Annotated in this window: 11 protein-coding genes and 1 tRNA gene; 5 read left to right on the top strand and 7 right to left on the bottom strand. The window is 68.0% G+C overall.

Going from position 1 to position 11,351, the window contains the following annotated elements:
* Positions 1 to 12: 12 nt before the first annotated feature.
* Positions 13 to 426: a hypothetical protein gene (locus ACY45C_RS14930; protein WP_462188203.1), complete on the top strand. Its 414-nt coding sequence runs from the start codon at positions 13 to 15 to the stop codon at positions 424 to 426.
* 299 nt (positions 427 to 725) lie between these two features.
* On the opposite strand, the gene ACY45C_RS14925 is transcribed toward ACY45C_RS14930, so the two are convergent.
* From ACY45C_RS14925 to ACY45C_RS14915, 3 genes are all read right to left on the bottom strand, one after another.
* Positions 726 to 1,298: a PASTA domain-containing protein gene (locus ACY45C_RS14925; RefSeq protein ID WP_462188202.1), complete on the bottom strand. Its 573-nt coding sequence runs from the start codon at positions 1,296 to 1,298 to the stop codon at positions 726 to 728.
* Between the two features lie 399 nt (positions 1,299 to 1,697).
* Positions 1,698 to 2,141: a GNAT family N-acetyltransferase gene (locus ACY45C_RS14920; protein ID WP_462188201.1), complete on the bottom strand. Its 444-nt coding sequence runs from the start codon at positions 2,139 to 2,141 to the stop codon at positions 1,698 to 1,700.
* Between the two features lie 103 nt (positions 2,142 to 2,244).
* Positions 2,245 to 2,538, bottom strand: coding sequence for a hypothetical protein (locus ACY45C_RS14915; RefSeq protein ID WP_462188200.1), 294 nt, complete (start codon positions 2,536 to 2,538; stop codon positions 2,245 to 2,247).
* 667 nt (positions 2,539 to 3,205) lie between these two features.
* Here ACY45C_RS14915 and ACY45C_RS14910 point away from each other — a divergent pair.
* Entirely contained in the window at positions 3,206 to 3,523 is a 318-nt protein-coding gene (locus ACY45C_RS14910) for a hypothetical protein (RefSeq protein WP_462188199.1), read from the top strand.
* A gap of 285 nt (positions 3,524 to 3,808) precedes the next feature.
* Entirely contained in the window at positions 3,809 to 4,069 is a 261-nt protein-coding gene (locus ACY45C_RS14905; RefSeq protein WP_462188198.1) for a hypothetical protein, read from the top strand.
* 448 nt (positions 4,070 to 4,517) lie between these two features.
* On the opposite strand, the gene ACY45C_RS14900 is transcribed toward ACY45C_RS14905, so the two are convergent.
* Together ACY45C_RS14900 and ACY45C_RS14895 are read right to left on the bottom strand one after the other, a co-directional pair.
* Positions 4,518 to 4,589, bottom strand: a tRNA-Val gene (locus ACY45C_RS14900).
* 111 nt (positions 4,590 to 4,700) lie between these two features.
* Positions 4,701 to 5,159, bottom strand: a complete 459-nt coding sequence (locus ACY45C_RS14895; RefSeq protein ID WP_011437438.1) for a peroxiredoxin — start codon at positions 5,157 to 5,159, stop codon at positions 4,701 to 4,703.
* A gap of 704 nt (positions 5,160 to 5,863) precedes the next feature.
* Here ACY45C_RS14895 and ACY45C_RS14890 point away from each other — a divergent pair.
* Positions 5,864 to 6,220 carry a DUF4234 domain-containing protein gene (locus ACY45C_RS14890; protein ID WP_462188206.1) on the top strand — a complete coding sequence of 119 codons (357 nt, stop codon included), beginning with the start codon at positions 5,864 to 5,866 and terminating at the stop codon, positions 6,218 to 6,220.
* A gap of 199 nt (positions 6,221 to 6,419) precedes the next feature.
* On the opposite strand, the gene ACY45C_RS14885 is transcribed toward ACY45C_RS14890, so the two are convergent.
* Both ACY45C_RS14885 and ACY45C_RS14880 read right to left on the bottom strand, forming a co-directional pair.
* Positions 6,420 to 6,857, bottom strand: coding sequence for a DUF3052 domain-containing protein (locus tag ACY45C_RS14885; protein ID WP_011437440.1), 438 nt, complete (start codon positions 6,855 to 6,857; stop codon positions 6,420 to 6,422).
* A gap of 219 nt (positions 6,858 to 7,076) precedes the next feature.
* Entirely contained in the window at positions 7,077 to 7,481 is a 405-nt protein-coding gene (locus ACY45C_RS14880; protein WP_462188205.1) for a secondary thiamine-phosphate synthase enzyme YjbQ, read from the bottom strand.
* A gap of 413 nt (positions 7,482 to 7,894) precedes the next feature.
* Between ACY45C_RS14880 and aceE the strand changes: the two genes are divergently transcribed.
* Positions 7,895 to 10,729, top strand: coding sequence for a pyruvate dehydrogenase (acetyl-transferring), homodimeric type (aceE, locus tag ACY45C_RS14875; protein WP_462188204.1), 2,835 nt, complete (start codon positions 7,895 to 7,897; stop codon positions 10,727 to 10,729).
* Positions 10,730 to 11,351 lie beyond the last annotated feature (622 nt).

Below are 11,351 nucleotides of genomic sequence, written 5' to 3'. Positions count from 1 at the left end.
CTGTACTGAGCGATGACCTTCACGGTGGTGTACGACGCCAACGTGCTCTATCCGAACACGTTGCGCAACCTTCTGATCCGGATCGCGCAGTCAGGCCTGGTCCAGGCGAAGTGGACCAACGAGATCCTCGACGAGATGGTCACCGCGATCGGCCGGAATCGGCCAGACATACCGTCCGACGTTGACGACCACATCGTTACCGCCATCCCTGGCGGTGGCTGGATGGGCGAGTTCCCCCACGCCGACGGAATCACCTGGCACGAGCCGGTCATCGGCTGGGGAGTCCTCGACCTCGGCATCGGGGACTCGTTCTTCGTCAATGACGATCAGGGCTACTTCGAGCACTGCCCCACCGCCGACCTGGTCAGGGTCTGGCACCCGAACGCCACCGGTTTGACGGCGCCCCCACCAGGCACCAATGCCTGAGCTGGTTCAGCGCCCGCCCCAAGCCTACCGCGAACCCGGCAATCGGTACCGCCATGACCTGCGCTCCGGCAACGCTTCCGCCACGGCTTCGGGCGGAAGCCGCCGATCATACGCCACGTACTCGTGATCACCCGGATGCAAGATCACAGGGATGAAACAGGCGACGAACTCCTCCGTGTGAACCGACGTGTAAGCCCTGATAGCGCCGTCAGCAAGACGCCGGGTGATCACCTCCCCCGGCTGCACCGGGGCGTCAGCGTTCCTCGGTGAGTAGGGGCGTACCACCGGTGCGACCGACCTTAAGTCAGTGAGCCGTCGATTTTGACCACGTACAGCTTGATGTCGGTCAAGTACGGCACCACGGTGCCCGCTGCCGGCTCCTGCCGTACCACCTTCCAATGCGAGTCGATGATCTGAAGGCGTCCCCGTCCAGTCGCGTCGATTGAAGTCGACCGCAAGGGCGGGAAAAGAAGCTCCTGCGCGCTTTGCAGGTTCATGCCGACAACATTAGGGACCGCCTTCACCGCGGGGACCGTCGGCTGGGTTGCGGCAGGCGCGGCAGTGGTAGGGATACCCCCTTCCGTGCCGGGGACCGTAATGGCCGTTGTCGTCGCCGCCGGGACGGCGGTGGTCGCGGCCGTCGGGGTGGCGGTCGTGGAGCTGGGGCTCGCGATCGCGGCGACGATAAGAAGCGCGACCACGGCGACACCGCCGATAATGCCGATCTTCTTCCAGTCGCGACCCTGCCGCGGTGGCGGCATCGGGGGTCCGTAGCCGCGGGTCGGCCCATCTCCGCCCGGGTGAGGCTGCTGGTAGCCCTGGCTTCTGCCGTCGTGGTAGCTGTGGTGCCTTTGATCGTCGTAGTACGACATGACCAACCCCCGTTGAGACAGCATCGGGGAATGGGCGTCACCCCCCGACAACGCGGCGCACAGGGCATCGAAGGCATCACTGGACCGAATCGCGGGGTACGCGCTGGGCGGGTATCCCGCGGATGGGCTCTTGCGTGTTTCTCGGATCCTGGAACCGTCCGTTACGAGTCCTTCGGGCCCACCGATCGACAGTCCGGGCAGTCCCTGGAGGATGACACCGGCCGGAACGTGAGCCGGACACCCCACCGTGGCGGTGGCCGCCGATGCTTCTTGCAGCGCAGCACGATTACCGGGTTGGGCCACGGTCTGCCAGGCGCCTCGTCCATGCCGTCAGGATGGCCCGGCCGGCGCGGCCGCGCCGTATCCTTCGCGTGGGCTCCGGCATGGGTACCCGGCAGCTCAGGCTCTGGAGGTTGCCCCACGCCGGGTGTTCCACTCGACTCGGCTGATCGCATAGACGTTGTTCGCCCTCCATGGGCCGACGTCAGCCACCTCCCGGAAGGTCATCCCAAGCTTGCGCGCGATCGCGTTCATCCCCGCGTTCTCCTGGTGTGTGACAGTGATCAGCTCGTCGACATCCAGCCGATCAAAGCCGAAGTTGAGCGATGCTGTGATCGCTTCTGTGCCAAGTCCCTGCCCCCAGCGGTCCCGGCGGATAGAGACAGCGACCTCGACGGCGAGCCAGCCCTCGGCGTAGAAGGTTCCTGCCCGGCCTATGAACTCGTTGGTATGGCGGTCGGTCATGGCCCATATACCATGTCCGCGTCGCTCCCATAGCGCCCGGGCCCGTTCGATCAGTCGGACTGTCCCCTCCCGCCCGCACGGACCATCGAGATAGTGCATGGTCTCGGGGTCGGCGTCATCGCCGCGTACGGGTCGATGACGGCGTCGAACCAGCCGCGAAGGATGAGCCGTTCCGTGACAACGATGGGGATCTCGGGTGCGGTCACTGGGTGAGGGCGAGCCGTGGGCGGGCGCCGAGCTGCTCGCGTAGATCTTTGACTGGGGGTAGTTCAGCGAACGGATCAAGATGCTTGCTGATACCTCCGGCCTTGGCTGTGACACTGTAGGTCGGGATGGCGTTCAACATCGAGACCACTTCCGATGCGTGCCGAGCAGCCTCCTCCGGCTCGGGTTTGGATCGAAGTAGCAGCGCCAGGGAGAGGTTGAGCATGGCGTTCCCGAGGTCTTCGAATCCACCACCGGTTCGTTGGTAGGCGTCGACCGATGCGCGCGCCATCGCCTCGGCCGCCTCGCCATGCCGGAGAGGGGCGAGAGTCCGCGCTGTCGACTGGTCGGCGTGGGCGGGTCCGAACGGTGATGCTCCGGGTAGCGGGGGACTGGCCACGACGTGGTCATGCATGAGCGCGAGCGCTTTTCGTGCGCCGGCTTCGTCTCCGAGCGCGACCAGTCCTCGAACTTCGTAGGCGGCGAGTCGCGCAGCCAGGTAAGGATGATCGGCTATTGTCAAGGCCTCCCGGGTCGACCCTGCGGGTCCCGGCAGGGCGTATTCAAGATCTTCTGCTGTCTTTTCGAGCTTCGCTTCCTTCCACAGGCGGATCAGTTCGCCGTCGGACTTCAGCTCCCGGTTGAGGTCTGCGACAACTCTGGGTGACGGTAGCTGGTGGCCGTTCGCCGATTACTTGGCGCGGGATCCCCGTCTTCCGGTGCAACTTACTGTGATCGTTCTGTCGATTTGCGATCAAGCCTCGAAGATACGTCACGAACTGTGACCGTGCTTGTCTCTGAGGATCCATCGCCTTGTCCTCCTGTCAAGCGATGCCCTGTCATGGCCGTCATCTGCATGCATGAAGAAACGGCTGCATTCTGCAGCAGATCTGGTGCGCAGTGTGTCATGTCCTTACCGGCGGATGTGCCGGCCGGCATCCGGAGGCCAGGGAGGATTCGTGACGCTGACGGGTTCTCCCTGCGGATCGCCGGGCGGGTGGAAGGCGGCCACCTATACCGGGAGGAGAAGCGGGCCCCACCGCTCGCGGGCACCCTCCCCCTCCCGGGCCCTGCCGACCCGCCGGCCCGGAGCGAACTGGATTCCCGTGCGGGACACACCGGCGAACTATTCGATCTCCGTGCTCGACGCCGATGGGCGTCCGGTCGAAACCCTGACCGGCTGGCCCACGGCCCGGCTCGCCGACGAGCACGCCCAGACCTTGCCCGACATCGTCGGCTACCGGGTCGTTCCGCTTCGCCGTGTCAACGGCCCCTGAGACCGGGGCCGTCCCTTCCCCGAGGCGGCCCCACCTGATCCCTCCCCGCCTGCACGCCCTTCGTCAGGGCACTCCGTGAGCACGGTCGCAGGCGGGGAGGCACCACAGCCCCCGCCCATCCCCAGACCGGGGCCGCCGCCAATGATGCCGGCGGCCCCCTCCATCCCTCCCCGCCCGCGAAGTCCCTCCGCCCCGGCTCGTCCCCGGGGTGCCGGCTCGCGGGTGGGGAGGCTCCATCACACGCGAGGAGACAGACGCATGGGGTGAACCGACCCCGGCACCCCAGTGGGCACACCGTTGGACTGGCGCCGGGCGGCCTGCGCCCCCGCGGCCCAATTCGCCCGCGACGGCGCGGAAGCCGTCATCCAGTACCGGTATGCCGGCGAGGTCCACGAGCTCCGGATGCCCGGCGTCATCTGGTCCGGCCTCGTCCAAGAGGCCCGCGTGGCCACGTTCACCACGCTGACCGCCGAGTGGACGGAGTGGGCGGTCGCCGGCAGCCTGGTCCGCCACGCGGACGGCCACGTTGACCTGCGCTACGGCTAGCTGGGCCTCCGGGACATCCGCCTGCCCGCCACGATCTGGGATCAGATCCTCGCCGCGATCCGCGCACACGCCATCGACGGCCTCGACCGGTGACGGTCTGGCTCCAGCTCTGCAAGGACTGCAACGGTTTCGCGGTGCGGATCGGTGTCTACGCGACCAGCTACGGCCGTCCGCTCACGCTGATCTCATACCGCCCATTCGCGGCGAGGTGGCGGACAAGCGCGCCGCGCTCACCCGTCTCAACGACCACCCGAGCGGCGCCTGACCGGACCACTCCCCCACGGTGGCCCCGGGCGCGTTGCTACACCCGTTGCTACACCCGCGGCGATTCACGGCTTTCGAGCGCCCCGATTGCCGCCATGGGGGGCATGGGGGGGCTCGGCCCCAGCAGACATCGCGGCTGGCGGCGAAGCTTCCCGAAGGGAAGCAAGCATGAAAGACCAGCCCGTGGGCGCGGCAGGGATCGAACCTGCGACCACTCGCTTGTAAGGCGAGCGCTCTCCCGCTGAGCTACGCGCCCGGGAGATGACGAGGTCAACTAAGACTACGCAGCGGCGAGCCCCGGCGGGAGCCGGCGGGAGCCGGCCCTCCACGACTCCCCAGACGCAGGCCGGCTCCCGCAAGGACGATCTTAGAGGATGGCGAGCGCCTTGAGGTACTCGGCCTGGTCCCGCGCGTCGGGGATGTTGTTGACGACCTTCCAGCGGACGACACCCTCCTTGTCGATGACGAAGGTGCCCCGCAGAGAGATGCCCCGCTCCGCGTTGAAGACGCCGTACGCGCTCGCGACGGCGCCGTGCGGCCAGAAGTCGGCGAGCAGCGGGAACTCGTAGCCCTGCTGGTCGGCCCAGACCTTGTGGGCGAACGGCGAGTCGACCGACACGGCCAGCACCTGGACGTCGTCGTTCTGGAACGAAGCGAGATCGTCCCGCACGGAGCACAGCTCGCCTTGGCAGACGCCGGTGAAGGTCAACGGGTAGAACAGCAGGACCACGTTGCGCTTACCCTGGAACTCGGACAGCGTGACAACCTCGTTGTTCTGGTCCTTCAGTGAGAAGTCCGGGGCGACGGAGCCAACCTCGACGGCCATGGGCTCTTCCTCTCCACAGGTGGGGAACTGATCAGGGACCGGTGACCACAACGGATGATCACTACGGCGACGGGCCCCGCGCCAAATCCGGCGAGGGTACTCACCGATCGGCACGGATGTCCCGATCCAGCATGCCATTGCCGGCTACCTCGAAGCTGGCCGCCCATCCGCGGCGTGCCCTACACGACCTTCCGGATCTCCGCCATATCGCCTGGAACCGCACCCGACCTGGATGTTCACCCGCGTACTCGGCAATCAGATCACGGCGATCAGACCGGGATGGAAGGTGTCCTTCCCGGTCCGGTGACCCCGATGCGGCGGGTGTGCGGGTTTTCGAGGCCAGAGTGCCCTAGTCTGGCCGATCGACGCGGGAGCCGCACCGGCCGGACATGCGTGGGGGCATGGTGCCGTGCCCCGCGGCCGCCACTGGTATGGACACCGATGAGGACAGGGCCACTTTGACCAATCAGAGTTCCACCCCGCACGGATACCCCGCCCAGGAACCTCACCCGATCGACGGACCGGGCACATCCACCGGCGGATTTCCGATCTATGCGTTTCGTGAGTCTCTGACCGGCCACGAACCGCAGCAAGGCTACCCCGCCACCCCCGACTATGGGACACCGGGCCTGGCCGGACCACCTGGCTCCCCCGACACGTTCCAGGGGTCCGGCCTACTCGGGAGGAGGCGCAACCCCTTCGCGGTGTGGCTGGGTCTTCCTCTGATGACCCTGGGTGTCTACCCGTTCGTCTGGATCTACCGGACGAACAAAGAGCTCGCCGAGTATGACCGGCGCATCGAGGTGAACCCGACGCTGTCGCTGCTGGCCTTCCTGATCGGCTGGATGATCATCTTCCCACCGTTCGTCGCGGCCTGGCGGCTCGGCACCCGCGTCCGTAGCGCCCAGCGTGCGGCCGGGGTAGCCGAGACGAATCCGGTCCTGGCCTTCGCTCTCTTCCTCATCGGCGGCGGCGCGTTGGTCCTTCAGTTCGGAATCAACCGCATCTGGGACCGCTACCCCGGGGCGGTCGAGGGCCAGCAGGTGCCGCTCTACCGGTAACCGCTCTACCAGTGACCGCCCGCCGCCCGGCCCACCCCGAGCGCCGCCCGCGGCGGCCGGAGGCGCCCATACACCCCGCATCCGTCCCCGAGGCGCGAGCACGGCGGTGCACGCCCGCCTCGACCCGGACCCCGAAACCGAGGGAACCGGACCGGACCGACCCATGCCCGGCCGGGCCGGCCGGACCGGGCACCTTAGGTCAGCGGTGGCGCACCCGCTGCGACTTCGGCGCCGCCAGCCGCTGGCCGGACCACTCCTGGGCGACGCTCAACGTGCTGGTCTGGACGAGACCCGCGGTGGGCACCGCGTCCAGCACATCACTCGGCTCGACATGGCCGGCACGCCCGGCCTTGGGCGTCAGCAGCCAGATCACGCCGTCGTCGGACAGCTGCCGCCGTGCGTCGATGAGGGCGTTCGCCAGGTCCCCGTCATCCTCCCGCCACCACAGCAGGACGATGTCGACGACGTCGTCGGAGTCCTCGGGGACAAGCTCGGTCCCGCTGGCGCTCGTGACGGCGTCCAGCAGGTCCTGGGCGATGTCGTCGTCCTCGTTGAGCGACTGCACCTGGGTCCCGGCGGAGACTCCCAGCCGCTCCGCTCGGCGCTGACCCTCGGCGTTCGCCGCGGTCGGACTCACCCTCCACTACCTCCTGCTCGTATGTTGACGCTCCGCGTAACCGCGAGGGCGTCCCGTCTCGGTGGACGCATCCAACGATGATCCTCATCGGCTGGTGCGCCTCAACCTAGTCCACCGGACCTTCCGGTGACTGCGCAAGTGCCACGCCGTCGGTTGTGGACAAGCGACGGCGTGGTCAGCCTGGTGTGACTCCCCGCCAGTACCCCGGAGAGAGCGGAATCATCCCGCCAGGAACGACAGCCGGACCGTTCGATCGGGGTTGTCCACGTTGAGGTCCACCAGCGCAATGGACTGCCAGACCCCGAGCGCGAGGCGGCCGTCGATCACCGGCACCGTCAACGAGGGCGGGATGATGGCCGGCATCACATGCGAGCGGCCGTGACCGAACGTTCCATGCGCGTGGCGCCATCTGCCGTCGGCGGGGAGCAGATCCGCGAGCGCCGCGAGCAGGTCGATATCACTATCGGAACCCAACTCGAGGATGGCCACGCCGGCCGTGGCATGCGGCACGAAGACCGACAGCAACCCGTCGCTGGAACCGGCAAGGAACCGCCGCGCATCAGGTGTGAGATCCACCACACTTTCTCGCCGGCCGGTGCGCACGGACAGCGTCGTCGTCTTCATCCGGGTCGCCATCAGGGTGATTGTCCACCACCGCGGGGCCCGGCATCGGCCGCACTACGGACGACAGGCCAACAACGCAACGCACATCGCCCAGGTCTCGACCCGGAAGTAACCAAGACGTACGTGACGAGGCCGCCGCGATGGAGCACGATGGAGCACGATGGAGCACGATGGTCCATGACATACCCGTTCTCCGGGTAACCTCCCCCCTCGGCCGTCAAGGGTCGGTCGATCACCCAGAGTTCAGGCATTGTATGGGATGAGCGAGCGGCCGGGATGCGGCGGCGCATTGATCATGCATGTTCCCACCCGGTGCGTTGCAAAAGGGACAACTAGGCCGGCGATCGTACGATCAGGACCTTTTCGCATGATCGCGACGGCCCCGGGAAGCTCGAGGAGCAGGAGAAGGCGTGATGCAGGACACAACCCGGAAGTTCTCGGTCATCACCGACGGGCTACCGAGTCAGCTGCCGGACATCGATCCCTCCGAAACCAGCGAGTGGCTGGAGTCGCTCGACGCCGTCATCGAGGAGTCCGGCCGCGGCCGGGCCCGCTTCATCATGCTGAAGCTCCTCGAACGGGCCCGGGAGAAGGCGGTCGGTGTTCCCGGTCTCACCAGCACCGACTACATCAACACCATCAGCCCGGAGCAGGAGCCCTGGTTCCCCGGCGACGAGCACATCGAACGCCGCATCCGGGCCTATATCCGGTGGAACGCGGCCATCATGGTGAGCCGCGCCAACCGCCCCGAGTTCAATGTCGGCGGTCACATCGCGACCTACGCCTCGAGCGCGAGCCTCTACGAGGTGGGCTTCAACCATTTCTTCCGCGGCAAGGACCATCTCAGTTCCTCGCCGGGAAGCGCCTCGGGTGACCAGATCTTTATTCAGGGTCACGCGTCCCCGGGCATCTACGCCCGCGCCTTCCTGGAAGGCCGGCTGACGGAGAAGCAGCTCGACGCCTTCCGGCGCGAGGGCGAGTCGGGCGGCCTGTCGTCCTACCCCCACCCGCGGCTTATGCCTGATTTCTGGGAGTTTCCCACGGTTTCGATGGGGATCGGGCCGATCAACGCCATCTATCAGGCCCGGTTCAACCGCTACCTGCTCAACCGCCAGATCAAGGACACCTCGAACAGCCGGGTGTGGGCGTTCCTCGGCGACGGCGAGATGGACGAGCCGGAGTCGATCGGCGCGCTGGGCGTGGCCGCCCGCGAGGAGCTCGACAACCTCATCTTCGTGGTCAACTGCAACCTGCAGCGCCTCGACGGCCCGGTCCGCGGCAACGGAAAGATCATGCAGGAGCTGGAGTCGCTGTTCCGGGGCGCCGGCTGGAACGTCATCAAGGTGGTCTGGGGCCGCGACTGGGACCCGCTGCTGGCCAAGGACACCGACGGCGTGCTGGTAAACCGCATGAACACCACGCCGGACGGGCAGTTCCAGACCTACTCGACGTCGTCGGGCGAATACATCCGGGAGCACTTCTTCGGCTCGGACGCCCGGCTGCGCCGGATGGTCGCGGACCTCTCCGACGACGATCTGCGCAAGCTCTCCCGCGGTGGCCACGACTACCGCAAGCTCTACGCGGCCTACAAGGCGGCGACCGAGCACGCGGGCCAGCCCACGGTCATCCTCGCGCACACCATCAAGGGCTGGACCCTGGGCAAGGACTTCGAGGCCCGCAACGCCACCCACCAGATGAAGAAGCTGACCAAGAGCGAGCTCAAGGAGTTCCGCGACCGGCTCTATCTGGCGATCCCGGACTCGGCGCTGTCAGGTGACCTGCCGCCCTACTGCCACCCCGGGCCGGACTCCGAGGAAATCGCGTACATGCGGGAACGCCGGGCCGCACTCGGCGGGTCGATCCCGCGGCGGGTCGTGCGGGCCAAGCCGCTCCCCCAGCCGCCAGCGAAGATCTTCGACGAGCTCCGGAAGGGCTCCGGCAAACAGCCCGTCGCCACGACGATGGCCTTCGTCCGGCTGCTGAAGGACCTCATGAAGACCAAGGAGATGGGCGCGCGTTTCGTGCCGGTCATCCCCGACGAGGCCCGCACCTTCGGCATGGACGCGATGTTCCCGACGGCGAAGATCTACTCGCCGCACGGGCAGCGATACGAGGCCGTCGACCGCGAACTGCTGCTGTCCTACCAGGAGTCCGAGACCGGTCAGATACTGCACGAGGGCATCAGCGAGGCCGGGTCGATGGGCTCGGTGATCGCCGCCGGCACAGCGTACGCCACCCACGCGCAGTACATGATCCCGGTCTACGTCTTTTACTCGATGTTCGGCTTCCAGCGCACCGGCGACCAGATGTGGGCGCTCGGCGACCAGCTCGGCCGCGGGTTCCTGCTCGGGGCGACCGCCGGTCGGACCACCCTCAACGGCGAGGGCCTGCAGCACCAGGACGGCCACTCCCTGCTCCTGGCCTCGACTAACCCGGCCTGCGTGGCCTACGACCCCGCCTTCGCCTTCGAGGTGACGCACATCGTCCGGGAGGCGCTCGACCGAATGTACGGCGAGCGGGACGACAACGTCTTCTACTACCTCACCGTCTACAACGAGCCGGTGCCGCAGCCGGCCGAGCCCGCGGGTCTCGACCCGGCGCAGATCATCTCCGGAATGTACCGGTTCCGCTCGGCCGAGGGCCTGGTCCGCGGGCTTCCGGCGGCGGGGGCCGGCGTGGACTCCCCGCCGCGGGCCCAACTGCTGGCCAGCGGGACTTCCATCCACTGGGCGCTGGCGGCGCAGGAGATCCTTGCCGCCGACTTCGGGGTCGCCGCCGACCTGTGGTCGGTGACCTCGTGGAACGAGCTTCGGCGGGAGGCGCTCGACTGCGACCGTGCCAACCTGCTCAACCCCGAGGCCGACGATGCCGTGCCGTACGTGACCCGCGCTCTCGAAGGGGCCGCCGGCCCGGTCGTGGCGGTCTCCGACTGGATGCGCGCGGTGCCCGACCAGATCTCCCGGTGGGTTCCGCAGCCGTTCACCTCGCTGGGCACTGACGGGTACGGCCGCTCCGACACCCGGGCCGCCCTGCGCCGGCACTTCAAGGTCGACGCCGAGTCGATCGTCGTCGCGACCCTGGAAGCCCTCGTCCGGGCCGGTGAGGTCAAGGCCACCACGGTCGGGGACGCGATCAGGCGATTCGGGCTGCGCGCCGGCGAGGCCGGCCTGAACGGGCCCGAGGCGATCGTGGCCGGCACCAGGATCGTGGCCAGCACCGAGCAGGACGAGCGGCCGATCTCGGGCTGACCGACCCACCCAGGCCCCGGAGCGCCCGGCCCCGGGATTATCCGGATTGCCCGGGCATCCGGGGCCATTCGGGGCCTCCCCTGCGCCGACGGAGCCACCTGCGGGCTCCCCGGTGCCGGACCGGACCCCCGCGGGGCCCACCCGGCGCGGAGCCCCGGGTAGCGGGTCCGGAAGGTGGGGCCCGGAAGGTGGGCCCGCGCGATGGAGCCCACCGCGTTGGGGCCATCACCTCCAGGCCGGCCCATCCGGCCCACCGCATTCGGATCGGTACCTCCGGGCCACCCCGGCTGGGCGCCGGGCCGCGCGCCGGATCCCCTTGGCGCCCGATCTCGGCCCCGCGACCTCGGGTTTCATTCTCCGGGCCCACCGCGTTGACCTTCTGCATCCGGGCGCACCTGGTTCCGGCGCGCCCGGTCCGGACCCCCCGGAGGAGTTACCCAGCGCATCAGCACTGTCCGTGATGAACCCCACCGCGCTTGGCTTCATCGGGGTCCACCGCCGTCCCCGATTCGGCTACGCCCCGGGGCTTTCGCGGTACCCCATGTTCCACTCGATGACGCGTTGAGTTCCGCATCGCCGCCGCGGACACTAGGGCCTGTTTGGGAAGTTCATCGGGGCAGCC

The sequence above is a fragment of the Frankia sp. CcWB2 genome (assembly GCF_977927585.1).
The sequence above is the reverse complement of the archived record's forward strand: the minus strand, read 5'-3'. Positions and strand labels throughout refer to the sequence as shown.

Bases quoted from the DNA above. Each gene is read 5' to 3' on its own strand.
- ACY45C_RS14880 (WP_462188205.1), bottom strand. From the start codon at position 7,481: ATGAAGACGACGACGCTGTCCGTGCGCACCGGCCGGCGAGAAAGTGTG.
- ACY45C_RS14920 (WP_462188201.1), bottom strand. From the start codon at position 2,141: ATGCACTATCTCGATGGTCCGTGCGGGCGGGAGGGGACAGTCCGACTG.
- ACY45C_RS14915 (WP_462188200.1), bottom strand. From the start codon at position 2,538: ATGGCGCGCGCATCGGTCGACGCCTACCAACGAACCGGTGGTGGATTC.
- ACY45C_RS14895 (WP_011437438.1), bottom strand. From the start codon at position 5,159: ATGGCCGTCGAGGTTGGCTCCGTCGCCCCGGACTTCTCACTGAAGGAC.
- ACY45C_RS14925 (WP_462188202.1), bottom strand. From the start codon at position 1,298: ATGTCGTACTACGACGATCAAAGGCACCACAGCTACCACGACGGCAGA.
- aceE (WP_462188204.1), top strand. From the start codon at position 7,895: ATGCAGGACACAACCCGGAAGTTCTCGGTCATCACCGACGGGCTACCG.
- ACY45C_RS14930 (WP_462188203.1), top strand. From the start codon at position 13: ATGACCTTCACGGTGGTGTACGACGCCAACGTGCTCTATCCGAACACG.